Genomic DNA, 25,470 nt, shown 5'->3' on the forward strand with positions numbered 1-25,470 from the left:
CCCATCGTGTTCATTATAAATAGCTTGAATCAGTTCTTTTACCTCCGCATTTGGATCAGGACGATTAAAACGTTTCATCCAGTAATAGTACGTACTACGTGGAATGTTTGCGAGTTGAAGTAACTCCTTGATAGGAAATTCATGCCTTAACTCGTAGATTACTTGCGCTTTGTCTTGTTTGGTGATTTTTCTTTGTTTTGAACTAAGGCATTCAACTTTTTTAAATATGCATTTTCCATACGTAAACGCTCATTTTCCGCTTGTAAGGCTTCGATTGATCTTTCATCTACTGGTTTTATTTTTTTATCTTTCATGGTTGGACGCCCCTTTTTCTTTAATTGTAGGGCATCCAATCCTCCTGTTTCATAAGCTATTTTCCACTTCCGAAGTGTTTCATAAGACGGTATATTGAAAAGTGCCGCTGTTTCTCTGATAGATGTCCCGTGTTCATTCATATAATAAAGTACATCTAGTTTATACTGGGCTGGGTAGAATGTATAGCACTTTTCAAAGGCCTTTTCACCTGAAGACTCATATCGTCTAATCCACTCACGAAGTACGCTAGGGTTAACTCCTATAGATTTAGCAATTATTTTTCCACTTTCTGTACCATCTAAATATCGTTTCACCGCTTGGATTTTTTCTTTTGAAGAAAATTTAGCTATAAAAAATGCACCTCCAATTGTTAGACTGTGTCTAACAATTGGGGTGCACTTCATAATGGAAGAATGGCTTTTTTTATTATTGATAAATCTCTTTATATTTCTTATACTCCGCTTCAGAACATAGTACGAAATGTCCTGGGCGAATTTCACGCATTGTTGGCACTTCGCTACCGTAATCATGCTGCGATGGATCGTATACGATACGTTTACGATTACGCTCATAATCTGGATCTGGTAGCGGAATTGCTGATAATAGTGATTTCGTATATGGATGAACTGGATTCGCATATAACTCTTCACTTGTTGTAAGTTCTACAATTTGCCCACGGTACATTACGCCGATGCGGTCACTAATGTATTTTACCATCGATAAATCATGGGCAATGAATAAGTATGTTAGACCTTTTTCTTTTTGTAGCTTTTTCAGTAAGTTTACAACTTGCGCCTGAATCGATACGTCAAGTGCTGAGATCGGCTCATCGGCAATGATAAATTCTGGTTCTACAGCAAGCGCTCGAGCGATACCGATACGCTGACGTTGTCCACCTGAGAATTCGTGCGGGAAACGGTTTGCGTGCTCTTTATTTAAACCAACTGTGTTTAATAATTCATGGACACGATCCATGCGCTCTTTTTTACTTTTCGCTAATCCGTGAATATCAATACCTTCTGCGATAATATCCCCTACTGTCATACGAGGATTTAATGATGCGTATGGATCTTGGAAAATCATTTGCATTTTACGGTTGAATTTCTTCAATTCTGCGCGTGATTTCTTACCATGTACGTTTTCACCATCGAACAATACTTCACCAGCAGTTGCATCATATAAACGAATAATCGTTCTTCCAGTTGTTGATTTACCACAACCTGATTCTCCTACAAGACCAAATGTTTCTCCGCGGTAAATATCAAATGAAATATCATTAACCGCTTTGACAACACCACCACTCACGTCGAAGTGCTGCTTTACATTTTTTACTTCAATTAATTTCTCACGTTGTTTAGTCATGTTGTTCACCTGCTTTCATTTGAAGAATACGTTTTTCAACAACTGCCGGCGGTTTTACTTCTGGAGCTTGCTCGTGAAGTAACCAAGTTGCCGCATAGTGTGTATCACTTACTTTAAATAAAGGTGGGTCCATTTCAAAATCAATTTTTAGTGCCTGTGGGTTACGTGGTGCAAAAGCATCACCCTTTGGCGGCTTTAATAAATCCGGAGGCGTTCCAGGAATTGCATATAACTCTTCCTCTGAGCCATCTAAACTTGGCATAGATGCGATTAAGCCCCAAGTATATGGATGTTTCGGATTATAGAAAATTTCATCTACAGTTCCAATTTCAACAACTTTACCAGCGTACATAACTGCCACTCGGTCAGCAACGTTTGCTACTACACCTAAGTCATGCGTAATGAAAATAATTGCCGCTTCTGTTTTTTGCTGAATGTCTTTCATAAGTTCTAAAATTTGTGCCTGAATCGTAACGTCTAGCGCTGTTGTCGGCTCATCGGCAATTAATAATTTCGGGTTACAAGCTAACGCCATCGCAATAACTACACGCTGTCTCATACCACCTGAGAATTGGTGAGGATATTGTTTTAAACGAGCTTCTGGATTTGGAATACCTACAAGGTCGATTAATTCTAAAGCAACTTTACGTGCGTCTGCTTTACTCATCCCTTGGTGTTTAATAAGGCCTTCCATAATTTGATTTCCAATTGTCATCGTTGGGTTTAATGATGTCATTGGATCTTGGAAAATCATCGCGATATCTTTACCACGTACTTGCTGCATTTCTTTTTCTGTTAATTTCGTTAAGTCACGACCTTCAAATACGATCTCACCATTTTTAATGCGTCCAGGAGGATTCGGAATTAATCCCATTAACGCTTTAGAAGTAACTGATTTCCCTGAACCAGATTCTCCTACAATCGCCAATGTCTCTCCTTTTTTCAAATCAAAAGTAACGCCGCGTACAGCTTGTACTTCACCTGCATGTGTATCAAAGGAGACTTGTAAATCTTTTACCTCTAACAATGTTTTCATCTTTGCCTCTCCCCTCTTTTACTTACGCATTTTTGGATCTAACGCGTCGCGTAATCCGTCTGCCATTAAGTTAAACGCTAAAATTAATATACTGATGACAACCGCAGGGATGAACATCATATGCGGATACGTTTGAATAGATTTATAACCATCATTTACAAGAGAACCTAGTGACGCAAATGGTGGCTGAATTCCTAAACCGATGAAACTTAAGAACGCTTCACCAAACACCGCTGATGGAATTGTAAACATTGTCATTACGATAATAGGTCCCATTACGTTTGGAATTAAATGTTTCACAATTAATTGTGTATTTGTTGCACCTAATGTACGAGATGCTAATACATATTCTTGGTTTTTTAATTTCAGGATTTGTCCACGAACGATACGCGACATCCCTATCCAACCTGTAATTGCCATTGCGAGTGTAATTGACCATATACCAGATCCCATAATGATTACCATTAAGATAACGATGATTAAGTATGGAATACCGTTAATAATCTCCATAATACGTTGCATAATATTATCTACTCTGCCGCCATAAAACGCTGAAATACCTCCGTATGCAACCCCAATTACTAAGTCAATTGCTGCTGCTAAAAGAGCGATATATAATGATACGCGTGTACCTTCCCATGTTCTTGTCCATAAATCACGACCAAGATCATCTGTACCAAACCAGAAGTACTCTTTAATATCACGTTTTTCATATTGGTCAACACCATATTGATCTGTACCGTCAAATGGTAACCAATGAACATTTTCAATAACTGGAATTTTTGGTGGCATTTTCGCACGACCTAAATCTTGCTCTTTATACGAGTGTTTACTTACCATCGGTCCAAAAATCGCTAGTAATATAATAAGGCTTAATAATACGAAACCAATCATCGCACCTTTATGTTGGAACAAACGTCTTCTTACATCTTGCCAAAACGTTAAGCTTGGACGGGCAATGACTTCATTATCAACATTATTTTGATTGGCTTGTTGAAATAAATCTGGAGATAATTTTTGTACATCTTTCATCATTTTTTCCCTCCCGCTAAACGAATACGAGGATCAATAATTCCGTATAAAATATCGACAATGAAAATAACTAAAATGAAGATCGCACTATAGAAAATCGTAGTTCCCATAATAACTGTATAGTCATTCACTGTAATAGATTTAACGAATTGTTCCCCAAGTCCTGGTACAGCATAAATTTGCTCGATAACAAGTGTTCCTGTAATTAATGCCGCAACCATTGGTCCTAAAATTGTTACTACTGGAATTAATGCGTTACGAAGTGCGTGTTTGACAATGATAACGCCTTGGCTAATTCCTTTAGCTTTCGCTGTTAAAATGTAATCGGCTTGCATAACTTCAATTAATTCTGCACGAGAGAAACGTGCGATTGTTGCGATAACTGCCATCGATAAAGCAATTGTAGGCATTACTGTAAACTCTGGTCCTTTCCAGAACGCTACTGGGAACCAACCAAGTTTTACCCCTACGAAATATTGTAGTAAAGCGGCGAATACGAATGATGGTACCGACATCCCGAGTACGGAAATAATTGTCGCTCCATAATCGACCCACGTATTGTTACGAAGTGCCGCAACGATTCCTAAAATTAAACCGATAAATGTTCCTAATATAATCGCTTGTAAACCAAGCTGTGCTGATGGTCCAATACGATCCACAATCATATCTGTTACTGGACGGTTATCATATTGGAATGATACCCCTAAATCACCTTTTGCTAAGTTACCTAAGTAACGTGCGTATTGAACTGGTACCGGATCATTCAATCCGTATTTTTCAAGAATGATTTCTTTTTGTGCCGGTGATAGCTTCTCCTGGTTTTTAAGCGGAGAACCCGGAAGTAATTTCATCAAAAAGAAAGTCAGTGTAGTAATTAAAAATAATGTCAAAGCCATGTACACGAAACGTTTTAATACATAACGTCCCATAGTCAAGCACCTCCCCGTTTTTCTCAAAAGCAATAAGATAGTTTAAAATATTCTTACTTTTATTTTTTTAAAATAAGAGCATATGCCCATCATAGGCATATACCCTTATTCATGATGGAAACCATTTTTAATTTTTGAGTTCAACCCACTTATAGCTAAATTCTCCGCCATATTTATGTTCTAATAGGCCAGTAATTGAGCCACGTTGTAAATATGCTTTTCCAGGTTGATATACTGGAGCAATCGCAGCATCTTCAAGCAGTTGTTTTTCCGCTTTTAATAGTGCATCCCAGCGAGCTTGTACATCAACTTCTGTTTTTGCTTTTTTAATTAAATCATCATACGCTGAATTTGCATAATTTACTTTGTTTTGCGCATTACCTGTTGTATACATTTCAAGGAATGACATTGGATCCATATAATCTGGACTCCATCCGGCATACGACATCGCATAATCTCCACTTGCTTCAAGTTTTAATTTTTGTGCAAATGGCTGCATTTTTGTCGGAACTGTTAGACCAGGTAAGTTCTTTTCAAATTGGCCTTTTAAATACTCTCCGATTTTTTTAGCATCATCAGTATCAAAGTTTAATAGCTCTAACTCTACTTTGTCTACACCAAGTTCTTTTTTACCAGCTTCCCAGTACTTTTGAGCTTCTTTAATATCCTCTTTTATAAGCTTTCCGTTCTCTTCACGGAAGTCTTTTCCATTCGGACCTTTTGCTAAGCCTTTCGGAACAAAACCATATATCCCCTCTGAACCATCGTTTAAGATAACTTTTCCGATATTTTCACGTTCAAAGGACATTGCAATTGCTTTTCGGATATTTTTATTTGCTAAAAATTTATTCTTTTCATTTAAGCGAATAAATTGTGTAGATGGCCTCTTAATCGTTTTGAAATCAGCATCTGATTTGTATTTATCTACAAACTCTGATGTTAACACTACACGATCAATTGCTTTCGTTTCATATAAATTTATAGCAGTTGAACGATCCTTAACAATATTGAAGTTTATTTCCTCAAGTTTTACTTCTTTATTTTCCCAATACGTTGGGTTTTTCTTAAGTTTGAAGCTTTGTTCATGCTTCCATTCATTTAATACGAATGGACCATTATAAAGTGTCGTATTGGATTCTAATCCAAATTTTGCTCCTTGTTCTGTTACAAACTTCTCATTCAAAGGATACAATGTTGGATAGACTGTTAAACTTACAAAATAAGGAACAGGATTATCTAATTCCACTTCAAGTGTATGATCATCAATTGCCTTTACACCAAGTTCTTCAACTGGTAATTCTTTTTTGTTAACTTTCTCCGCATTTTTAACATCAAATAGTATGTAAGCAAACTTGGCACCCGTGTTTGAATCTACAGCTCTTCGCCAAGAATAAACGAAGTCTTTCGCTGTTACAGGGTCACCATTAGACCATTTCGCATCTTCACGTAATTTAAATACATACTTTTTGCCATCCTCTGATTTCTCATAAGATTTCGCGACACCTGGAACAAGTTTATCATCTTTCCCCAGACGATATAATCCCTCCATTGTATTATTCATGATGTTAGAAGATGTTGCATCTGTTGATAACGTCGTATCCATAGTTGGAATTTCAGCTGTTTCGGTTAAATTTAACACTTGTTTGTTTGAGGATTTTTCTTTTGCGCCTGCTTTATTATCCTCTTTTTGGTAACTACAAGCCCCTAACATACTGACTGTCAACGTCGATGCAACTAATAACGGTATCTTTTTCTTCATGTTGTGTTACCTCCCCTACTTGCACTTCCTGTACCCTCACTTGTTAAAAAGTAGAATTGAAAGAATAATCTCCAAGTTTCTACAATTTTCATTATACATATAATATAACAATTGTGAATATAGTTTTTTGTTTTTTTGTTAAAATTTTTAATAAAATGTTTATATTTTTATTTTTTTGTAAAGGGATACGTTAACATTGCTACCATCATCTTGAAATCAGACCTTTAATTGCGTATAATTTTCAAAAAATTAATTCTAGTACATATTATAGCTTTTATAGTATAATAATTCTAGTAATATTTTGACGGAGGGGAACATTTTGAATAAAGTTTTTTTTCATACTTGTATACTAATTTTCATAGCGATAATCGCTTCTAGTATTGGCGCATTCCTCATTTCATCGCAATTTTTGTTGAATTTTGTCAACATCTTGTTTTATATTGCACTGTTTTTTATTCTTATCGGTGGTTTTTTATACATATTTCAAAATGGTTTTTTCAATGTAACCATTTACGCATTCCAAAGAGTATTTGGTACGAACAAAAAGATTGACTCTTTAATTGAAGAAGTCGAGGAGCCTACAGATAAGAAAGAACGTATTTATAAAACATATTCATTCAAATGGACATATCCAATTTGTATTACAGGTATCGTTCTTGGGTTGTTCTCGACCCTCATTAGCTTTACTATTTTGATGTAGTTTGCAAACACTATCCCATATGATATAATAATCAGCAAAACATTTTGTTATAAAACTTTAGTTCTTTCATATTAAAAGAGCTAAAGTAACAATAAATAAATTTATATGTATGCGATGATAAAGAAGAGTACATATTGAGGCAATTTCAGAGAGCTTGTGGTTGGTGTGAACAAGTAATTGTACAGTATGGAATGGGCTTTTGAGCACCAAACCGAACCGAAAGTAGTAGGCTTTGGCGTTATATCCAAACGTTATTATGGATTAGAGAGATTTCACGGTAGTGAAATAATTAGGGTGGTACCGCGGTCCATTCGTCCCTATAGTTTTTGGGATGAATGGGCTTTTTTGTTTGCCTTCTCTTCCCCCATCACGCATTCTATTTTAGGAGGAATTACTTATGTCAGTTATCTTTTCTGGTATTCAGCCAAGTGGAACGATTACACTTGGAAACTATTTAGGAGCAATGAAGCAGTTTACAGAGCTTCAAAATGAACACGACTGTTATTTCTGTATTGTAAACCAACATGCGATTACAGTACCTCAAGATCCCGTACAACTTCGTAAAAACATCCGCAGTCTTGCTGCACTTTATGTAGCATGTGGCATTGACCCTGAAAAAGCTACTTTATTTGTACAATCAGAAGTACCAGCACACGCTCAACTAGGATGGATCATGCAATCTGTTGCTTACGTTGGAGAATTAGAGCGTATGACGCAATACAAAGATAAAGCTTCTGGTAGAGATTCAGTTCCAGCTGGATTACTTACGTATCCACCATTAATGGCTGCTGATATTTTGCTTTACAACACTGAAATCGTGCCGGTTGGTGATGACCAAAAGCAACATATCGAATTAACACGTGACTTAGCAGAGCGTTTCAACAAACGTTACCGTGAAATCTTCACAATGCCTGAAATTCGTATTCCAAAAGTAGGAGCTCGTGTTATGTCATTAACAGAACCTACGAAAAAAATGAGTAAATCTGATCCGAATCCAAAATCAATGATCAGTATGCTTGATGAGCCAAAAACAATTGAAAAGAAAATTAAGAGTGCTGTTACTGACTCTGAAGGTATTGTGAAATTTGATAAAGAGAACAAACCTGGTATCTCTAACCTATTAACAATCTACTCTTCATTCTCTGGAAAAACAGTTGAAGAAATTGAAACAATGTACGAAGGAAAAGGATACGGCGACTTCAAAGGCGACCTAGCGCAAGTAGTCGTAGAAGCAATTCGTCCAATCCAAGACAAATATAACGAACTAATCAACTCACCAGAACTAGACGAAATTCTAGACAAAGGTGCAGAAAAAGCAAACCGCGTTGCATTCAAACAACTACGCAAAGTAGAAAACGCAATGGGACTAAGCAGAAAACGTAGGTAACATATAAAGCGGAGGCGACTGCTTAGCCCTGACGGCTAAGGTTCTTTCCCACAGAAGGTGCTTTTTACCTTCTCGTGGGGAAGGTTCTTAGACGCGAAGGGCTAGGAGCCGGATTTCATATAAGCGGAAGCGGCTCGTTCAGTTCTGACTGGCTAAGGTTCTTTCACATAGAAGACGCTTTTTGTCTTCTTATGCGGAAGGTTCTTAGACACGAAGAGCTCGCTGCTGGAGCTGGATTTCTACAAAATTAAAAAACCGCCAATTGGCGGTTTTTTAATTTACCTTTTGCTCATTTTCCATTTCCCATAACTTTTCAAAAAATGGCTGTCCTTTTACGAGACGCTCGCATAATTGTTCATGTTTCTCAGACCAGCCAGCTTTCACTTCATCATACAGTCTAGCCCAAATATCCTCGAACTCCATATGTTGAACCGTTCCATATGCTGATGGATCCCACTCTGTGTACCAATAGCGAATCTCTGCTGTATTTTTCGTTGTATGTAATTGATCTAACGCCATAAATAATAATTGTTTTAGCTGTCGTTCTTTACGAGTCAAGCCATTCATAATGAAAGGCGATGGTGATAAAATGTGGTGTTCTTTTTCTGTTTCTTCTACTTGGAACTCATACTTTTCTGCTTGTACGTTTTCTACCATCTCATATACCATCTGCTCTTGGCGTGGTATAAGTCTGCTTTTGCGAATTGGTACATTGTAACCAATTGTGTCAATCGCAATAATTCCTTTTCCATCTGTAACAACAAAGCAATACTCTTGCTGCAAACGTTCATGATTTTTACGAATATAAGCCTTATGATGTACGTCTTCCAGCATTTTTTGCGGAAGCTCTAACAATTCGTTCTCGATGTAATGATATAATGTGGCATCTACTTTTAATAATGGCACTTGATCTAATAGCTCAATCGTATCATCTTTCCGCCATTCGTAAAAATGACAAACGTTATACCCATTCTCTTCACCTTCAAACCAATTTACCCATACATCATGTAGATATAACATTCACTACCCCTCACTTCACTACTGTTTGTACCAATCATTATGTTCATTTTTGCTTAACTTTATTCCACTTGAGGAAATATATTCTAATTATTATTTTTTCTTCTATTAATACTAAAAAAAACAGGAAATCAAGCTCCTGTTTTTTTATATATGAAATGTATTTGCTTTATTCAATATTTCTTTTGCATCTATAGATAATAAAGAAAGTGTATCTTCTCCTTCCAAAGTTACACAATCTTTGACAATATGAAATCCAAGCGCATAGCCAAGCATCTTCGGATAAGAGTGAAATCCATTTAATAAGATGTCATGTTCCCTTGTTCCTCGTTTTATACTTATTCTTTCATGTACAACATTTTTCCAATAATAAACAGCCTCTTCTTTTGAAAGATACGCCGTCCACGGTGCATTGTTTTTTTCTGAATATCTTTCCGTCACTGCTTGCTCAGCTAGCCCTTCCATAATCATCGTATCAAGTAATGTATATTCTGTTTCTTTCGTCTCAATTTGATGTAACCTACATATGTGATGATATTCATGCGCCAATAACACTTTTAATTCTTCTACCGAATTCCGTCCACATACGAATAAGAAAATAACATGACGCATAGATAATCCAGCCCTACCGTTATACTCTTCTTGCACAGTTCGATTATAGGAATCTGATAATAAAATAAAGACAGGGACATCCGGACCCTTCAACCAATTTTTCAATTTATCATACTCCAGGCTCAACTCTTTCCAAATTTCCTTTTCCTCTAATTCTTTAATTTCCTTTTCCCCACGCATGACCGGACGATACATCCCTTTTGAAATTAAAAAGCGATACAACCTTTCTTTTGGCAACGGAATATACTTCGTAAATTTCTCACAAAGTTTTTCTGGCCGTCCATAATATAAATGTAGCCACTCAGCTGTTTCAATAACCCCCATCTTTATCCCTCCTTTTTTCTTATGTATATGCTACAGGAGAAAAAGACGTAAAAATAAATAAGGAGTTTTTTCGCAATATATTGCGGAAAAACTCCTTATTTCATCTATTATTTATACGATTTAAATACTAACACTGCGTTATGACCACCGAATCCTAATGAGTTACTTAATACTGCATTTACTTCTTGATGTCTCGCTTGATTCGGTACGTAATCTAAGTCACATTCTGGATCTGGTGTCTCATAGTTAATTGTTGGAGGAATTACTCCGTCTGTAATTGATTTAATAGAGAAAATCGCTTCAACAGCACCAGCTGCTCCTAATAAGTGACCTGTCATTGATTTCGTTGAGCTAATTGCTACTTTATACGCGTGCTCACCGAAAGTTTCTTTAATTGCCATCGTTTCATATTTTTCATTCGCATCCGTACTTGTACCATGCGCATTAATGTAATCAATATCTTCTGGCTGTAGGCCTGCATCAGCTAAAGCTTGACGCATTGCACGCACTCCGCCTTCACCACCAGGAGCAGGCATTGTAATATGGAACGCATCTCCAGTTGCACCATAACCAGCAATTTCCGCGTAAATGTGAGCACCGCGTGCTAATGCGTGCTCTAATTCTTCAAGAATTAGAATCCCTGAACCTTCACCCATTACGAAACCGCTACGGTTTTTATCAAATGGACGGCAAGCCGTTGCTGGGTCTTCATTAAATGTTAATGCTTTCGCTGAGCTAAATCCTGCGAATGCCATACTTGTTAGCGGTGCTTCTGCTCCGCCTGTAATCATTGCATCAGCATCACCACGCTGAATTGCTTTAAATGCATCACCAATTGAGTTTGCACCAGATGCACAAGCCGTTACAGAACAAGTGTTAATTCCTTTTGCTCCTGTTGCGATTGATACTTGACCTGCTGCCATATCTGGAATCATCATTGGCACGAAGAATGGGCTCACGCGGCGCGGGCCTTTCTCAGTAAAAATCTTAAATTGTTCTTCGTATGTTTCCATACCGCCAATACCAGATCCAATCCATACACCAATTCGAGGTCCGTTTTCTTCTGTAATTTCAAGCTTTGCATCTGCAACTGCCATTTTCGCTGCTGCTACTGCATATTGTGTAAAGCGGTCCATACGGCGCGCTTCTTTTTTATCAATATATTTCTCGACTTCAAAGTCGTTAATTTCCGCTGCTACTTTTGCTGGAAATAGTTCTGGATCAATTCTTGTAAGTCGCCCGATTCCAGATACACCCTTTTTAATGTTTTCCCATGCTGTTTCAACATCTGTTCCGACCGGTGTAACAGCTCCTAGTCCTGTAATTACGACCCTCTTTTTTTCCATACAAAATACACTCCTTTTTTTCTCTCAGTCCTTATTTACCCCAACGAAGAGCGACTGCTCCCCATGTTAATCCGCCGCCAAAACCAACAAGTATAATTAAATCACCGTCTTGAATACGTCCGTTTTGCAATTCCTCTACCATTGCAATCGGAATTGAAGAAGCTGATGTATTACCGAACTTCTCAATTGTCATACTCATTTTTTCTTGTGGTAAATTTAACCTCTCTCTTGCAGATTCCATAATACGAATGTTTGCTTGATGCGGTACTAAGAAATCTACATCTTCTTTCGTAAGACCAGCTTTATCTAAAACGCGAAGACAAGAATCACCAAGTTGACGAACGGCAAATTTAAACACTTCTCTGCCATTCATCATAACATACTCGTCTTGATAAAGGTGCTTGCCGCCACTTCCGTCTGCTCCTAATTCAAAAGATAGAACGCCTTTACCTTCTGAAACAGCTCCCATTACGATAGCACCGGCTCCGTCTCCAAATAGTACTGCTGTATTTCGATCGTTCCAGTCTACAATTTTAGATAGTTTATCACTACCAACTACTAATACATTTTTATAAGTTCCTGTTTGAATAAATTGCTGCGCTGTAATCATTCCGTACATAAAGCCAGCACATGCTGCACTTAAATCCATTGCAGCTGCATGTTTCGCTCCTATTGCTTCTTGAATTACACAAGCAACTGCTGGAAAAGCACGATCTGGTGTTACTGTCGCTACTAAAATCAGATCGATATCCTCTCCGTTAATTCCTGCATCTTCAAGTGCTTTTTTAGAAGCCTCTACGGCCATATATGAAGTATCTATTGTATCATCGGCAATGCGTCTTTCTGCAATTCCCGTTCTCGTACGAATCCATTCATCGGATGTTTCCATTATTTTCTCTAAATCGTGATTTGTGACTACTTTTTCTGGCACATATCTTCCGATCCCTAAAATGCCCACGTTCACATCGCAGCCCTCCGTTTTATATCAATTATTATGACTTGGTACTAATTTTAAAACATAAATGTATTTTTGTCTAGAATATATTTCGCATAAAACATAAAGCTAACGCATTATCCACTTTATTTTTCATTAAAAGAAACAGAATCATACCTTTTCGTGTTTCATTCCAAATAAAAAGGCCCGAACCGCTTCTACTCACGATTCGAGCCTCTCCTCCATCAAAAAAGAAGGATTTTATTCTTTATCTGCTTTCCCAAGCTCATAAGCTTCGTTCATAACTTTCATTAACAATTCTAACACCGGCTGTGCCTTCTCCATATCAAGTGCAATTCCGTTATCATCTAAAATTGCCTTTGCTTCTGGTAAATGCTTCATTGCGATTTGTAAAAACTGCATGCTTTTTTCGTTCATATTATACTCTTCCTCTCCATTAAAACTTTCACATACAATAGTGTAACACGCGTGCTACTCTTCGTATAACTCTTTATATTTTTTCATGTGTGCCAGTTGCTTATTTAAACCGTATTCTAACGGAGTATTTCTTTTTATCGAAATGACTTCAATAGCCTCATCTCTTATTTCATTATTATTTTTATTTACTTTATCATCCGCGCGTAAAAGATTCATACCTTTTTCCCATAATGACTGTTTACCACTAAGTAAATTGTATATACCAAGATGCGCCCCGTTCGTTCCATTTTCCCATAAGTATTCACATACATCTTCAATGTAAAGCAAATCACTTCCTTTTTCCTCACTCGTACAACGGCACTCTTTCTCGTCTAATTCTGATAAAATGAGCTGATGATACATCATAAAGGATGGTTGCCACGGTCCATATAATGTAGGAACTCGAAATACACTATATTTTAAATTCCCTTTTTTCAATCCTTCTTCTACTTTCAAAAATAGGCGCTTATTTTCGGATTCACCTGTACTACTTACTTCAATAGAAGAAATTAAATTTAACTTCACTTTTTGTTCTTCACACATTCTTATAATTCGCTTTAAATATTGTAATATGACTCTTTCATTCCGAAATCCACATTGCTGATTTGGCTCATATAAGCAAAAGTAGACAGTATCGAATCTCTCTTCCTCTACCGATCTCCATCCATCTTCATCTCTTATCGAATAATACGTAAATAACGCATTTCGCCCAATTAACAATAACTTCTCTTCATTAATTTTGGTCATACTATCGAATTCATCAAAATCAAGACCATACACTTCTACTTCTTCTGCGATCATTTTATTCACAAGGTGATAACCTACAAACGTAAGTGCACCTATTATCAGCACGCGTTCCATACCACCAACCCTTTCCCTCTGAAGCAAATAGCTCCTCATTTATGTATATGGGAGCTTCACAATTCTTCTTCATATTTTTTAAAGAAATCGGTCGTTTGCCTAACCATTTTATATTTCACATCTTGCAGATGGAACAAGACAGAAGTATCACATTGATTTAATTGCCTCATTTTCTCATATTTACGCAACTGTTGTTTTCTTCCTCTTTTTTCTTGCGTTGATACAAAAATTTTAACAGGTACACAAGATGGAAGAAGCGTAAATGATTTCTTATTTATTTTTAATTCTAATCCTTCTTCTTTGGAATCATACGCCAAACTTAATTCCTTCACGAGTCTCTTGTAAAAAAACTTATGCTCTTTCTCAAAACTCACATATTCTGGTAAATCTAAACACGGATTTAACATAACAACAGAACGAATACATTCAGGATATTTGTTCATCATTTCAAGTGCCACAAGCGCTCCCATACCATCTGCCATAATGTGCATTTTCGCATTTAACGTCTCTTTTCTCAAAACAACATCATATAAACGTTTTGCCAGACGAACAGATTGATCGTTTCCCCAATGTCTTCCGTATAAATTAGAGGAAAAGACCGTGTAGCCTTGCTTAATAAGACCATGTAAGAAATAAGATTTACCCGCATGTTGCGTCCATAAACTTGTACCATTCTCAATAAAGTAGTTATAATCACCGAGGAGCATAACAGAAAATCCATTTGGCTTCTCCGGTAAATAAATAACACATGGTTCTTTTTCTAAGTAAAAAAAACGTTCCGTAATACTCATTTTTCCCCCGCCTTATTTTCTAAACATATAAAACCACTCTTTTATAATGTATGAACGGAATGCAAATTTGCGTTGAAAAATCTACAAATATTTTTCTATATTCTTTTTTCAATTGTGTTACAATAAGGACAGATTGAACGAATAGAGGTGTAAAATATGCGTTTCATTTGGGCATTAATTTGGTCGTTCTTACTTGTACATATGATGAGCTATGTAATCGGCTCTATGACTGGCGGTACATACGACTTTAACCAAGCGTCTATTTTCTCAGTTGTTCTTGCTGTATTAGTACTAGCAATTTCAGCCGCAATTCCAAACGAGCCAGTAGAACAACACTAAAAAAAGAGTCCGGATTTTATCCGAACTCTTTTTATTTTTATTTCACATGAACGACTAATTCGTTATTTTCTACATCAACAACTACGTGACAATTGTCAGTAATTGTTCCTGCAATTAATTCTCTTGCTAATTTCGTTTCCACTTGACGTTGTACGTATCGTTTTAACGGACGAGCTCCGTACATTGGGTCGAAACCAGCTTCTACAACAAATTCTTTTGCTGCATCTGTTAATTCTACTGTAATGTGACGGTCAGCTAGACGACCTTGTAATTCTTTTACAATTTTATCAACAATGCCTTTAATTTCATTCGTTGTAAGAGGTTTGAATAAAATAATTTCATCAACACGGTTTAAAAATTCAGGGCGGAAATGTCCTCTTAATTGCCCCATTACAAGGTCTCTTGATTCCTCTTTAATCGAACCATCTTCTTCTAATCCATCTAGTAAATGAGCAGATCCAATATTTGAAGTCATAATAATAACTGTGTTTTTAAAGTCCACTGTACGACCTTGCGAATCTGTAATGCGTCCATCATCTAACATTTGTAATAAAATATTGAATACTTCTGGATGTGCTTTTTCAATTTCATCTAATAAAATAACGGAATATGGTTTACGTCTTACCGCTTCTGTTAATTGACCGCCTTCTTCATATCCTACATATCCAGGAGGTGCACCAATTAGGCGTGACACTGCGTGTTTCTCCATATACTCAGACATGTCAATACGAATCATTTGCTCTTCACTATCGAATAAAGACTGCGCTAACGTTTTTGCAAGTTCTGTTTTACCAACACCCGTAGGGCCTAAGAAAATGAAGGAACCAATTGGACGATTCGGGTCTTTAATACCAGCGCGAGCACGAAGAACCGCGTCTGATACTAAGCTTACTGCTTCCTCTTGTCCGATGACACGCTCTGATAAGATTTGCTCTAAGCGTAGTAATTTCTCGCGTTCTCCTTCAACAAGTTTAGCAACAGGAATACCAGTCCAGCGTGAAACAATATCTGCAATTTCTTCTTCACTTACTTCCTCACGTAATAAACGATTTTCTTGTTTATTATGCGCGCCCATTTCTTCCGCTTCTTTTAATTCTTTTTCGATTGCAGGAATTTTCCCGTGACGAAGTTCGGCTGCTTTATTTAAATCGTAATTACCTTGTGCTTCTTCTAATTCACGGCGCAAACGTTCTAAATGTTCACGTAAGTCACGAACTTTGTGAATGTCTTCTTTTTCTTTCTCCCATTTCGCTCTCATACCACTTGCAACTTCTTTTAAATCCGATAATTCACGTTGCAATGTTTTTAGGCGCTCTTGGCTACCACGATCCGTTTCTTTTCCAAGAGCTGCTTCCTCAATTTCTAACTGCATAATACGACGCGTTACTTCATCTAATTCTGTCGGCATAGAATCAATTTCTGTACGAATTGTTGCGCATGCTTCGTCAACAAGGTCAATTGCTTTATCCGGTAAGAAGCGATCTGAAATATATCGATCTGATAAAACTGACGCTGCTACAATCGCTCGGTCATGAATATTTACACCGTGATAAATTTCAAAGCGTTCTTTTAATCCACGTAAAATTGAGATTGTATCTTCAACAGTTGGTTCTTCTGCTAATACTTGTTGGAAACGTCTTTCAAGCGCTGGATCTTTTTCAATATATTTACGATATTCATCTAACGTTGTCGCCCCGATACAATGCAGTTCACCACGCGCAAGCATCGGTTTTAACATATTCCCTGCATCCATTGCACCTTCTGTTTTACCAGCACCAACAATTGTATGAAGTTCATCAATGAATAATAAAATGCGTCCTTCACTCTTTTTAATTTCATTTAATACAGCGTGCAGACGCTCTTCGAACTCACCACGGAATTTCGCACCAGCTACGAGCGCACTCATATCTAACGCAAAAATCGTTCTATCTTTCAATCCTTCAGGTACATCCTTTTTCACAATACGCTGTGCTAATCCTTCAACGATTGCTGTTTTACCAACACCTGGCTCCCCAATTAAAACAGGATTGTTTTTCGTTTTACGTGAAAGAATGCGGATAACGCGTCGAATTTCACTATCTCGGCCGATAACAGGATCAATTTTCCCGGCTCTCACTTCTGCCACTAAATCACGGCCATATTTTTCTAACGCTTCATAAGTTGCTTCTGGATTTTGACTAGTCACTCTTTGATTCCCCCGAACTGTCATTAAAGACTGTAATAAGTTATCTTTCGTAATATGCAATGTTGTAAATAATTGATTTATATCGCCTTTTTCTTCAGAAAAAGCAAGCAATACATGTTCTACTGAAATGTAATCATCCTGCAGTTTTTCTGCTTCTTTCTCTGCTCTTACAAGCAGTTGTTGCAGAGCGCTCGTTACATACAATTTTCCAACTTCTGCACCGCTTCCCGTTACAGAAGGTTTCTTTTTAATTAAGCTTTCAGCGCCTTGCTTTAACGCTTCTATATCAACATTCATTTTTTGAAATATACGTACCGCTAATCCATCTTGCTCTTCTAATAATGCAAGTAATAGATGAACAGTATCCACCTCTTGGTGATGATGAGATACCGCTAAAGATTGGGCACTCATAATCGCCTCTTGTGTTTTTGTTGTCATTTGATTTAAGTCCATCTTTACAGCCCTCCAAAAGTTTGACTTTCTTTGACCTTTGATTTGATTATACGCCAACTGACTTTTTTATACAATAATTTTGCCTATGTATTTTCAAACTTATTATTGGAAAAAGAAAACAGGAACATTCATTACGCTGCTCAAAACAGTGCGGTAAATGAAATTATAATGTGTCATGACAAAAAAGCCGCAATAAAGATTGCGGCTTCTGTTACGGTTTTCTTTTATATGTCCACTGACGGTTATGATTCGTATTATCTGGAAACTTTTCACCGGCAGTTAATTGTACCATTTGCGGATTTTTCACCATACTTCCCGTTTCACCAATTTCTACATAAACCCCATCATTTGGCGCTTTTTGTCCAGAACGAAACCTGCGATTTTGTCCCATTTTCATTCTCCTTCCATGACGTCTTTGCCTCTTTAGTATATCCATTTTAAAAGAAAGCTTTTCTGTCATGTTTAGGAAACAGTACTACATCTCGTTCTTGTACATATATATGAATGACACAAGCGTAAGCAGGGATTTCTTTCCTACTTGTAGAAAAAAAAAAGAAACCAACCTACTCTAGGCTAGTTTCAAAGGAGAGTCAAACATATACGAGAAGATTACATGTTCATTATAAGTCTCATCACACGGGCAATGTAACCCTTTTCACAATTTGTACATAATGAAAGAAACATTGTTTGAACTTTCTAAAAAGATGTTGACTTTTCTTAATTTCCAACGAGAAATAGTAGACACCGCAGCACTTTGAGACGTAAGATGGATATATAGTGAAATTTTCATCTATGGTCATTTCACCAGGTCTAACCTCTTATTTCTGCATATTAAAGACGGAAATACAGATAGAAATAAAAAAATTATTATAAGAGGTGAAATTATGAACAAACAACATTTAATCGCATTAGACTTAGACGGCACTTTATTAACAGACAACAAAATAATTTCCACTCGAACGAAACATACAATTGCAAAAGCAAAGGAACAAGGACACGTTGTCGTTATTTCAACAGGACGTCCATTCCGCGCTAGTTATGATTACTATAAAGAACTCGGTCTGAATACACCTATCGTAAACTTTAACGGTGCGTACGTACACCATCCTCTTGATTCAAACTGGGGTATACATCACTCCCCTCTTGAGCTAGCAACAGCGCAAGAAATTGTACGAGCTTGCTTTGATTTCGGCGTGAAAAATATATACGCTGAAGTTATGGACGATGTGTATGTTCGTGAAATTGATGAAGATAAAAAACATATTTTCGAATTCGGATCTCCTAAGATTTTTACAGGAGACTTATTAAATATTTTAAACGATCATCCAACCTGCTTATTAATTGATGCACATGACGAGCATTCCACTGCAATTCGTCAACATTTAACGGATATGCACGCGGAAGTAATCGACCATAGAAAATGGGGCGCACCTTGGCCGATTATTGAGATTGTGAAAAGTGGATTAAATAAAGCGGTTGGATTACAAAAAATTTCTAGTCATTACAACATTCCACAAGAGCGAATTATCGCTTTCGGTGATGAGGATAATGATTTTGAAATGATTGAATTTGCTGGTCACGGCATCGCAATGGGAAATGCCATACCTGAATTAAAATCACTCGCAAACCAAACGACGTTAACGAACGAAGAAGATGGTATTGCTTTATATTTAGAAGAGGTTCTTGGGTTGTAATCTAAAAATTCCCTACTTATAGTTTCCTGCCAAATGTCCATACTATAAGTAGACGCATGAGACATCGCGTCGATTGTTTTCAGCTAAATAAAGGGGGTTTTTCAAATGGGTAAAAAGAACAAATCAAAACGTTTTATCCAACAAGGAGCCGATGCTGTTATGAAGCATGATGCAAGATTCCCGTACAGAGGTACATTAGCTGAGGCAGAAAAGGCAAGAAGTAACTCTTCTTTTGGAGGGGTTTAAATGGGGAACTTACTATTCCAACAAGCTAGAGATGCTGTTGAAAATGCCGTATCTTGTTCAAGCGGTACTGAGCAACAAGATCTCGTGTATAGAGCAAAAAATGCTTTGCAATCCGCTTACGCAAACTCTTCAACTGCTGAAAAAGTTCAGCTCCGTGAAATGCAAGAGCAATTGCAAAACATTACGAATGTACATTAAAAAAGAGGACCAACTTTGGTCCTCTTTAATCTTTCCGAAACAATCCGAACACCCCAACTGTTTGCAGTATATTTGTAAATGCACTTGGGTCCACTTGTTTAATAATCCTCTCTAATTCGTATAACTCATAACGAGTAATAACCATCATTAACATTTCTTTATTTTCATTCGTATAAGCACCTGTTGCTGGTATCGTTGTAATCCCTCTTACTAATCGCGAGTGAATCGCCTTTCTTACGTCCGCCCCATTCTTCGTAACAATTAATGCTGTAATCTTTACATGACGAGTATGAATCGCATCAATAATTCTCGTTGATACATATAAAGTCACTAACGTATATAACGCTTTTTCCCATCCATATACATAGCCAGCAGCGATAATGATAATTGCATTAAAAAAGAAAAAGTATGTACCGACAGGCTTATCTTTTATTTTCGATAAAATCATGGCGATAATATCTAATCCACCTGTAGAAGCACCCCACTTTAAAGCAATCCCTACTCCAATTGCCGAAATAATCCCGCCAAAAATCGCATTTAATATGATATCATTCGAAACCGCTCTAACAGGGATGATTTCTAGAAACAAAGTCATAAATATAACACAAAGAAAACTAAAAAAGGTGAAGGCCTTTCCAACCTTTTTCCACGCTAAAATAACGACAGGAATATTAAATAAGCTAAACAATACTCCTGTAGATATGTGAATCGATAAAAAATCACCTAATATTTGTGATAATAATTGAGACAATCCAGCAAAGCCACTCGCATACACTTTCGCTGGCGTTAAAAATAAATTCATCCCAATCGCGTTTAATAAACCTGCGATGATTACAACGATTAACTTCTTTATAAGTTCAGTATAATTCAACTTCAAATCCATTTCGAATCCACCTTTACCCTTCATAAATGCACCGCTATACATAGTCTTTACGAAAAAGGAAATGATAAACGTACAACGTTTAGAAATGGAGTTGATACATATGCCACATACGAGTGATAACGACAAAAAAGCACGCGATAATAATGCAAAACGCACACAAAAAAATGAGCAAGAGCAAAAAAATATTCAGCAAGGTAAACGTGCATACTCTAAAAAGACCGATCACCTTTGATTCCATCGTACATCAACAATTATGTTGATGTACTTTTTTACATTTTAAAGGAAAAAAACATTAAAAATTCACTTCATGTTCACTTCTATATTCTACAATAGCGATAACATATTCGGATGAGGTGTTGGCATGAGAGGGAAACATATTTTCATTATTACTGCACTAATAAGTATATTGATGCTATCTGCTTGCGGACAAAAAAACGGATCAGCTACAGTCGCCACAGCAACAGACTCGACTGTTACGAAGGACGACTTCGAAAAACAATTGAAAGATCGTTACGGAAAAGACATGCTATACGAAATGATGGCACAAGACGTCATCACAAAAAAATATAAAGTACCTGATGAAGAGGTAAATAAAGAAGTAGAAAAAGTAAAAAAACAATATGGAGATCAATTCAAAAAAGTATTAGAAAACAATCGTTTAAAAGATGAAGAGGATTTCAAAAATCAAATTAAGTTCAAACTTGCTATGAATGAAGCGATTAAGAAAAGCATTACAGAAAAAGACGTAAAAGACCACTATAAGCCAGAAATTAAAGCGAGTCACATTTTAGTAAGTGACGAAAATGAAGCGAAAGAAATAAAGAGTAAACTAGATGCTGGTGCTTCATTTGAAGAATTAGCAAAACAAGAATCACAAGATCTACTATCAAAAGATAAAGGTGGAGACCTTGGATACTTCAATTCAGGTACAATGGCTCCTGAATTCGAAAGCGCTGCCTACAAACTAAATGTTGGACAAATTAGCAATCCCGTAAAATCATCAAACGGTTATCACGTTATTAAATTAACTGATAAAAAAGATCTAAAACCTTACGATGAGGTAAAAAACTCTATTCGCAAAAACTTAGAGGAAGAACGTACTGCTGATCCTACATTCAGCCAAAAATTGTTACAAGATGAATTAAAAAAGGCAAATATTAAAATAAATGATAGTGATTTGAAAGATACATTTACTCTTGTTTCACCGCAAGGAAATTAAAAAAAGCACAACCTTATCTTTTTACATAAGGTTGTGCTTTTTAATCTTTCATCAATATTTTCAACTGTTTCTTCAAGCTTTTATAATGCCAATTGATGTGATCTAATTCTATCTCCACTTCAATTAACGCATCTATTAAGTCTTCTTTAGAATGTTTCGAATTCATAATATTTTCAAGCATTTTTTCAAACCTTTCAGCACTCTCATATATATCATGTAATTCAACTGCTGCTATTTCGCGTTCTTTTTCAAGGGATAATACTGAGAGACTCTTTATTAATTGTTCCAGTACATTACCTTGCATTTTCGTACCTCTCTTTCAATATCTCATCTATTCTCTCTCGATCACTTGTAACTAAAAGTATACAAAATGCATCAGAAACTATTAAAACATTTCCAGTTTCATGTTATTACACCAAGGAAAAAAATCAATAATCCTGAAATGTAGGCCAAACTTATTTACATATTGTTAATTTTTTTGTGATCCCCGCAATCATACAACTTTTATTGATAAGTTCTCTATCATAAGAAATTATAAGATATACGGCATTATAAAATTTCATATGCTCACCTCTTTATCAAAGCGTATTACTCACACTCACTTTCGTTTGATAATTCAGATATCTACTTCCAGATAACCTCTAAATATTAGGGCATTCATTCAAGCACATTGCTTATTATCATACTTCCAATTACCTATAAAGTTTCTATTTCACGGATGCTCTCTAGTTTCTTTATATTCATCAATAATATACCCTGAATAAGTAGTAGCCTGCCTCTCATATCCAATTCTCGTTAGTTTTATATCATTAATCCATTGGAAATAATGCGTTAGTTCATGCGCAATAGTAAACAAATATCCTCCCAAAGCATCATCTTTTCCTCTTTTCTCTAGCTCATCACAATAATCTCCTGTCGAAATACGAATATACGGCTCATCATTCCGATTAAATGGTTCAAAGAAAGTACCATAGACCAACTCACCATCCATCGCCTTTATTTTATATGAAGATTTCACATAAATAGGTACTCTAATCGGGAAAAAATATTCTCGGCGTATCCATTTGCAAAACTCTTTAATAGCTCTTCTCACTTCAGGATCAACATCTTTATCGAATTTTAATCGTAGTCCCATGCGATGACTCTTCTCTTCTAAATTATAATATTTCCGCCAATTTGTTAGTGTCCAAATATGCATATAATCATCCTAATTATTTTATATTTTTAATACTGTCAGCGTTGTAAAAATTCAAAACATAGTGTAAAAGCTATCAAGATTTTATACATAAAGTGAAACTTTAATCAGTGAGGATCTTACTGCCCGGTGAATAGCGGGATAAACAGTACAAACACTGCGATAAATCTCTTATATTCTTATATTCTTTTATCCTTTTTAATGAATCACATAAGAAATACTACAATCAAAATCTTACTTAAAAAACTATATAATAATTAACCATATATTTTTTAAATTTTATAACATACCTCTTCTATAACTTTAGCTTCCATCCTGCCTACTTCTTTCAATGTTTACCTTATAGAGCGAATACATTATTAAAAATAAAAAGAACTATCCCTTCTCTTAAAAATTCAGAGAAAGAATAGTTCTTTTTTCATTTACTTTATTTCTTAAAGTAAGTCCAACCTTCTTCTTGGTAAACTTTTTCTTCTTTCATCAACTTACCAAGTGCGCGCTTAAATGCAGCTTTACTCATGTTAAAGCGTTCTTTAATATCTTCTGGATGGCTCTTATCCCAAAACGGCATTGCTCCGCCTCGTTCTTCCATATATGCATAAATTACTGCCGCATCGTCTTCCATTCCTTCTTCTTTACGAGGAAGAAGTGAAATGTTAATTGTACCATCATCTTTCACGTCAATAATACGGCCCGTTACACGCTCCCCGATGCGGACTTGTTCTTTTCTTTCTGTATGGTGTAAGAAAGCACGGAAATGCTCATCAGTTAGTACGAATGAACCAACTTGAAGCGAACGATATACACGTCCATTTACGTTTTTATTACGCATAGATGGCGTTGCATCTACGATAATTTCTTGCATATCACTGTCTCTTGCCGGAAGAGCAATTAAACGATCACGATTCGTTAATTTTAACGTACAATATAATTCGTCGCCTACTTCTGGCCATACTGGCATATAAATCGGGAACTCATCAGCTGGAATTAGTATATCTTTTGATACACCAATATCAACAAACACACCTAAACTAGGAATGACTTCTACAACCTTTACCCAGTTCCAATCATACGTTGTAATAATTGGCTCCTTCATTGTTGCTGAAATACGATTTTGGTGATCAAGATATAAGAATACATCAATCGTATCGCCTTCTTCAATTTCTCCAGCTACTTCGTTTTTATGTAGGAAAATTTCTTCTTCTTCATTCCCAACCATATATCCAATTTCCGTTTCGCGTAAAACAGTTACCTGTTCAATCGATCCTATTTGCAAATACATATTTTTTAATTCCCTTCTATATATATAAAATTATCTTTTTTATCATTCCAAACAAAAGTTAATTATAACATGATTTTTCCTGTATTTGTCCAACTGCCCAAAATTCACTATAATAAAGTGAGGTTACATGAATATAAGTATGAAAACACTTAAGTCTAGACTCGTTTTCAGCTATACTTTAGTATGTACAGTACATAACAAGATTAGAAATTTATTTGGAGGTGCTAACTATGGCAAAAGATAGTTCTTTTGACATCGTTTCGAAAGTAGAATTACCTGAAGTAACAAACGCAATTAATATCGCATTAAAAGAAATCCAAAACCGATATGACTTTAAAGGAAGTAAAAGTGATATTAAATTAGAAAAAGAAGTACTAGTTTTAACTTCTGACGACGAGTTCAAATTAGACCAAGTAAAAGACGTTTTAATTTCTAAACTTGTAAAACGTAACGTTCCAATTAAGAACTTAGATTACGGAAAAGTTGAAGCTGCAACTGGCAACACTGTTCGCCAACGCGCAACACTTCAACAAGGTATCGATAAAGATAACGCTAAAAAAATTAACAACATCATTAAAGAAATGAAATTAAAAGTAAAAACACAAGTGCAAGACGATCAAGTACGTGTTACAGCGAAAAGCCGTGATGACTTACAAGCCGTAATCGCAGCTGTTCGTAGCGCCGATTTACCAATCGACGTACAGTTCATTAACTACCGCTAAAAAAAACTCCTCTTAATTAGAGGAGTTTTCTTTTTAGCCTAGCAGAGACAATATTACAAGAACAAACCATAGAAAAAGGGTATATGCGATAAAAATCGCTAAGTAAATTGAAAATAAGGAAAAGACACCTTAAGACGTTTTCCCTTCGATTTGAATTACTTTTCTTAGTAAT

27 protein-coding genes, 1 pseudogene and 1 other annotated feature are annotated in these 25,470 nt (G+C 36.2%); of the genes and pseudogenes, 9 read left to right on the plus strand and 19 right to left on the minus strand.

All coding sequences use genetic code 11. The annotated features are described in order from the left end of the window. The 6 genes and pseudogenes from MR170_RS05350 to MR170_RS05375 form a co-directional block, all read right to left on the minus strand. Positions 1-665 (minus strand): annotated as a pseudogene (locus tag MR170_RS05350) (IS3-like element ISBth10 family transposase); the annotation flags it as partial. A 76-nt stretch (positions 666-741) separates the two neighbouring features. Continuing rightward, on the minus strand, positions 742-1,677 hold the full coding sequence (locus tag MR170_RS05355; RefSeq protein ID WP_016082471.1) for an ABC transporter ATP-binding protein: 936 nt from the start codon (positions 1,675-1,677) through the stop codon (positions 742-744). Continuing rightward, positions 1,670-2,713, minus strand: a complete 1,044-nt coding sequence (locus tag MR170_RS05360; RefSeq protein ID WP_000854346.1) for an ABC transporter ATP-binding protein — start codon at positions 2,711-2,713, stop codon at positions 1,670-1,672. The genes MR170_RS05355 and MR170_RS05360 overlap by 8 nt, the downstream gene beginning before the upstream one ends. A gap of 18 nt (positions 2,714-2,731) precedes the next feature. Next, positions 2,732-3,748, minus strand: coding sequence for an oligopeptide ABC transporter permease (gene opp3C, locus MR170_RS05365; RefSeq protein WP_000974103.1), 1,017 nt, complete (start codon positions 3,746-3,748; stop codon positions 2,732-2,734). After that, positions 3,745-4,674 carry an oligopeptide ABC transporter permease gene (gene opp3b, locus MR170_RS05370; RefSeq protein WP_000534166.1) on the minus strand — a complete coding sequence of 310 codons (930 nt, stop codon included), beginning with the start codon at positions 4,672-4,674 and terminating at the stop codon, positions 3,745-3,747. Before opp3b ends, opp3C begins: the two co-directional genes overlap by 4 nt. A 127-nt stretch (positions 4,675-4,801) precedes the next feature. After that, entirely contained in the window at positions 4,802-6,433 is a 1,632-nt protein-coding gene (locus MR170_RS05375) for a peptide ABC transporter substrate-binding protein (RefSeq protein WP_016082473.1), read from the minus strand. Between the two features lie 319 nt (positions 6,434-6,752). On the opposite strand from MR170_RS05375, the gene MR170_RS05380 reads away from it, so the two are divergent. Continuing rightward, complete coding sequence (locus MR170_RS05380) at positions 6,753-7,133, plus strand: DUF3899 domain-containing protein (protein WP_001044985.1); 381 nt, start codon at positions 6,753-6,755, stop codon at positions 7,131-7,133. 105 nt (positions 7,134-7,238) lie between these two features. After that, positions 7,239-7,455, plus strand: a binding site (T-box leader). A 75-nt stretch (positions 7,456-7,530) separates the two neighbouring features. Next, positions 7,531-8,520 (plus strand): tryptophan--tRNA ligase, encoded by a 990-nt coding sequence (gene trpS, locus MR170_RS05385; RefSeq protein ID WP_029442135.1) that lies wholly within the window; start codon positions 7,531-7,533, stop codon positions 8,518-8,520. A 273-nt stretch (positions 8,521-8,793) separates the two neighbouring features. Here trpS and MR170_RS05390 read toward each other — a convergent pair whose 3' ends face one another. From MR170_RS05390 to MR170_RS05420, 7 genes are all read right to left on the minus strand, one after another. Then, the gene (locus tag MR170_RS05390) at positions 8,794-9,540 is read right to left on the minus strand and encodes a YjbA family protein (protein ID WP_242307552.1); all 747 of its coding nucleotides are present in this window, start codon (positions 9,538-9,540) and stop codon (positions 8,794-8,796) included. 144 nt (positions 9,541-9,684) lie between these two features. Further along, positions 9,685-10,473 carry a DUF2268 domain-containing putative Zn-dependent protease gene (locus MR170_RS05395; RefSeq protein ID WP_242307554.1) on the minus strand — a complete coding sequence of 263 codons (789 nt, stop codon included), beginning with the start codon at positions 10,471-10,473 and terminating at the stop codon, positions 9,685-9,687. A gap of 107 nt (positions 10,474-10,580) precedes the next feature. After that, on the minus strand, positions 10,581-11,819 hold the full coding sequence (fabF, locus tag MR170_RS05400; RefSeq protein ID WP_000412656.1) for a beta-ketoacyl-ACP synthase II: 1,239 nt from the start codon (positions 11,817-11,819) through the stop codon (positions 10,581-10,583). 31 nt (positions 11,820-11,850) lie between these two features. After that, positions 11,851-12,783 carry a beta-ketoacyl-ACP synthase III gene (fabH, locus tag MR170_RS05405; RefSeq protein WP_016082476.1) on the minus strand — a complete coding sequence of 311 codons (933 nt, stop codon included), beginning with the start codon at positions 12,781-12,783 and terminating at the stop codon, positions 11,851-11,853. 231 nt (positions 12,784-13,014) lie between these two features. After that, a complete protein-coding gene (locus MR170_RS05410; RefSeq protein ID WP_001986215.1) occupies positions 13,015-13,191 on the minus strand; it encodes a ComZ family protein in 177 nt (58 codons plus the stop codon). 54 nt (positions 13,192-13,245) lie between these two features. Next, a complete protein-coding gene (locus tag MR170_RS05415) occupies positions 13,246-14,118 on the minus strand; it encodes an NAD-dependent epimerase/dehydratase family protein (protein ID WP_016082477.1) in 873 nt (290 codons plus the stop codon). 29 nt (positions 14,119-14,147) lie between these two features. Further along, positions 14,148-14,882 (minus strand): lipase family protein, encoded by a 735-nt coding sequence (locus MR170_RS05420; protein ID WP_242307556.1) that lies wholly within the window; start codon positions 14,880-14,882, stop codon positions 14,148-14,150. Between the two features lie 156 nt (positions 14,883-15,038). Here MR170_RS05420 and MR170_RS05425 point away from each other — a divergent pair, with 156 nt between their 5' ends. Continuing rightward, on the plus strand, positions 15,039-15,221 hold the full coding sequence (locus MR170_RS05425; protein ID WP_001211116.1) for a YjzD family protein: 183 nt from the start codon (positions 15,039-15,041) through the stop codon (positions 15,219-15,221). A gap of 37 nt (positions 15,222-15,258) precedes the next feature. Here MR170_RS05425 and clpB read toward each other — a convergent pair whose 3' ends face one another. Together clpB and MR170_RS05435 are read right to left on the minus strand one after the other, a co-directional pair. Next, the gene (clpB, locus tag MR170_RS05430) at positions 15,259-17,859 is read right to left on the minus strand and encodes an ATP-dependent chaperone ClpB (protein ID WP_242307559.1); all 2,601 of its coding nucleotides are present in this window, start codon (positions 17,857-17,859) and stop codon (positions 15,259-15,261) included. Between the two features lie 211 nt (positions 17,860-18,070). After that, complete coding sequence (locus tag MR170_RS05435; RefSeq protein ID WP_016082481.1) at positions 18,071-18,250, minus strand: YjzC family protein; 180 nt, start codon at positions 18,248-18,250, stop codon at positions 18,071-18,073. A gap of 493 nt (positions 18,251-18,743) precedes the next feature. Between MR170_RS05435 and MR170_RS05440 the strand changes: the two genes are divergently transcribed. From MR170_RS05440 to MR170_RS05450, 3 genes are all read left to right on the plus strand, one after another. Next, positions 18,744-19,553: a Cof-type HAD-IIB family hydrolase gene (locus tag MR170_RS05440; RefSeq protein ID WP_029442133.1), complete on the plus strand. Its 810-nt coding sequence runs from the start codon at positions 18,744-18,746 to the stop codon at positions 19,551-19,553. A 105-nt stretch (positions 19,554-19,658) separates the two neighbouring features. After that, positions 19,659-19,799 (plus strand): hypothetical protein, encoded by a 141-nt coding sequence (locus MR170_RS05445; RefSeq protein ID WP_000516816.1) that lies wholly within the window; start codon positions 19,659-19,661, stop codon positions 19,797-19,799. Further along, positions 19,800-19,997: a DUF3813 domain-containing protein gene (locus MR170_RS05450; RefSeq protein ID WP_000527408.1), complete on the plus strand. Its 198-nt coding sequence runs from the start codon at positions 19,800-19,802 to the stop codon at positions 19,995-19,997. Positions 19,998-20,022: 25 nt separating this feature from the next. Here the strand turns inward: MR170_RS05450 and MR170_RS05455 are convergent, their stop codons facing one another. Then, positions 20,023-20,880: a YitT family protein gene (locus tag MR170_RS05455; protein WP_016082482.1), complete on the minus strand. Its 858-nt coding sequence runs from the start codon at positions 20,878-20,880 to the stop codon at positions 20,023-20,025. Positions 20,881-20,980: 100 nt separating this feature from the next. On the opposite strand from MR170_RS05455, the gene MR170_RS05460 reads away from it, so the two are divergent. Both MR170_RS05460 and prsA read left to right on the plus strand, forming a co-directional pair. Then, on the plus strand, positions 20,981-21,112 hold the full coding sequence (locus MR170_RS05460) for a DUF3941 domain-containing protein (protein ID WP_001120851.1): 132 nt from the start codon (positions 20,981-20,983) through the stop codon (positions 21,110-21,112). Between the two features lie 129 nt (positions 21,113-21,241). Further along, positions 21,242-22,099, plus strand: coding sequence for a peptidylprolyl isomerase PrsA (gene prsA, locus MR170_RS05465; protein WP_029442131.1), 858 nt, complete (start codon positions 21,242-21,244; stop codon positions 22,097-22,099). A 40-nt stretch (positions 22,100-22,139) separates the two neighbouring features. Here prsA and MR170_RS05470 read toward each other — a convergent pair whose 3' ends face one another. The 3 genes from MR170_RS05470 to MR170_RS05480 form a co-directional block, all read right to left on the minus strand. Next, positions 22,140-22,403: a hypothetical protein gene (locus MR170_RS05470; protein ID WP_242307563.1), complete on the minus strand. Its 264-nt coding sequence runs from the start codon at positions 22,401-22,403 to the stop codon at positions 22,140-22,142. Positions 22,404-22,811: 408 nt separating this feature from the next. After that, entirely contained in the window at positions 22,812-23,297 is a 486-nt protein-coding gene (locus MR170_RS05475; RefSeq protein ID WP_029442129.1) for a hypothetical protein, read from the minus strand. 424 nt (positions 23,298-23,721) lie between these two features. Continuing rightward, the gene (locus MR170_RS05480; RefSeq protein ID WP_000281261.1) at positions 23,722-24,576 is read right to left on the minus strand and encodes a CvfB family protein; all 855 of its coding nucleotides are present in this window, start codon (positions 24,574-24,576) and stop codon (positions 23,722-23,724) included. A gap of 230 nt (positions 24,577-24,806) precedes the next feature. Here MR170_RS05480 and MR170_RS05485 point away from each other — a divergent pair, with 230 nt between their 5' ends. Then, on the plus strand, positions 24,807-25,298 hold the full coding sequence (locus MR170_RS05485) for a YajQ family cyclic di-GMP-binding protein (protein ID WP_001040146.1): 492 nt from the start codon (positions 24,807-24,809) through the stop codon (positions 25,296-25,298). The last annotated feature ends 172 nt before the right edge of the window (positions 25,299-25,470 follow it).

Source organism: Bacillus cereus group sp. BfR-BA-01524 (assembly GCF_022662595.1).
GTDB classification, from domain to species: domain Bacteria; phylum Bacillota; class Bacilli; order Bacillales; family Bacillaceae_G; genus Bacillus_A; species Bacillus_A thuringiensis_S.

Coding starts and splice junctions, on each gene's coding strand:
- MR170_RS05375 (WP_016082473.1), bottom strand. CDS start 6,433: ATGAAGAAAAAGATACCGTTATTAGTTGCATCGACGTTGACAGTCAGT.
- fabF (WP_000412656.1), bottom strand. CDS start 11,819: ATGGAAAAAAAGAGGGTCGTAATTACAGGACTAGGAGCTGTTACACCG.
- MR170_RS05435 (WP_016082481.1), bottom strand. CDS start 18,250: ATGGGACAAAATCGCAGGTTTCGTTCTGGACAAAAAGCGCCAAATGAT.
- MR170_RS05440 (WP_029442133.1), top strand. CDS start 18,744: ATGAACAAACAACATTTAATCGCATTAGACTTAGACGGCACTTTATTA.
- MR170_RS05475 (WP_029442129.1), bottom strand. CDS start 23,297: ATGCATATTTGGACACTAACAAATTGGCGGAAATATTATAATTTAGAA.
- opp3C (WP_000974103.1), bottom strand. CDS start 3,748: ATGATGAAAGATGTACAAAAATTATCTCCAGATTTATTTCAACAAGCC.
- MR170_RS05470 (WP_242307563.1), bottom strand. CDS start 22,403: ATGCAAGGTAATGTACTGGAACAATTAATAAAGAGTCTCTCAGTATTA.
- MR170_RS05455 (WP_016082482.1), bottom strand. CDS start 20,880: ATGGATTTGAAGTTGAATTATACTGAACTTATAAAGAAGTTAATCGTT.
- trpS (WP_029442135.1), top strand. CDS start 7,531: ATGTCAGTTATCTTTTCTGGTATTCAGCCAAGTGGAACGATTACACTT.
- MR170_RS05360 (WP_000854346.1), bottom strand. CDS start 2,713: ATGAAAACATTGTTAGAGGTAAAAGATTTACAAGTCTCCTTTGATACA.
- MR170_RS05450 (WP_000527408.1), top strand. CDS start 19,800: ATGGGGAACTTACTATTCCAACAAGCTAGAGATGCTGTTGAAAATGCC.
- MR170_RS05355 (WP_016082471.1), bottom strand. CDS start 1,677: ATGACTAAACAACGTGAGAAATTAATTGAAGTAAAAAATGTAAAGCAG.
- MR170_RS05460 (WP_001120851.1), top strand. CDS start 20,981: ATGCCACATACGAGTGATAACGACAAAAAAGCACGCGATAATAATGCA.
- MR170_RS05410 (WP_001986215.1), bottom strand. CDS start 13,191: ATGAACGAAAAAAGCATGCAGTTTTTACAAATCGCAATGAAGCATTTA.
- prsA (WP_029442131.1), top strand. CDS start 21,242: ATGAGAGGGAAACATATTTTCATTATTACTGCACTAATAAGTATATTG.
- opp3b (WP_000534166.1), bottom strand. CDS start 4,674: ATGGGACGTTATGTATTAAAACGTTTCGTGTACATGGCTTTGACATTA.
- MR170_RS05395 (WP_242307554.1), bottom strand. CDS start 10,473: ATGGGGGTTATTGAAACAGCTGAGTGGCTACATTTATATTATGGACGG.
- MR170_RS05390 (WP_242307552.1), bottom strand. CDS start 9,540: ATGTTATATCTACATGATGTATGGGTAAATTGGTTTGAAGGTGAAGAG.
- clpB (WP_242307559.1), bottom strand. CDS start 17,859: ATGGACTTAAATCAAATGACAACAAAAACACAAGAGGCGATTATGAGT.
- MR170_RS05425 (WP_001211116.1), top strand. CDS start 15,039: ATGCGTTTCATTTGGGCATTAATTTGGTCGTTCTTACTTGTACATATG.
- MR170_RS05445 (WP_000516816.1), top strand. CDS start 19,659: ATGGGTAAAAAGAACAAATCAAAACGTTTTATCCAACAAGGAGCCGAT.
- MR170_RS05485 (WP_001040146.1), top strand. CDS start 24,807: ATGGCAAAAGATAGTTCTTTTGACATCGTTTCGAAAGTAGAATTACCT.
- MR170_RS05480 (WP_000281261.1), bottom strand. CDS start 24,576: ATGTATTTGCAAATAGGATCGATTGAACAGGTAACTGTTTTACGCGAA.
- MR170_RS05420 (WP_242307556.1), bottom strand. CDS start 14,882: ATGAGTATTACGGAACGTTTTTTTTACTTAGAAAAAGAACCATGTGTT.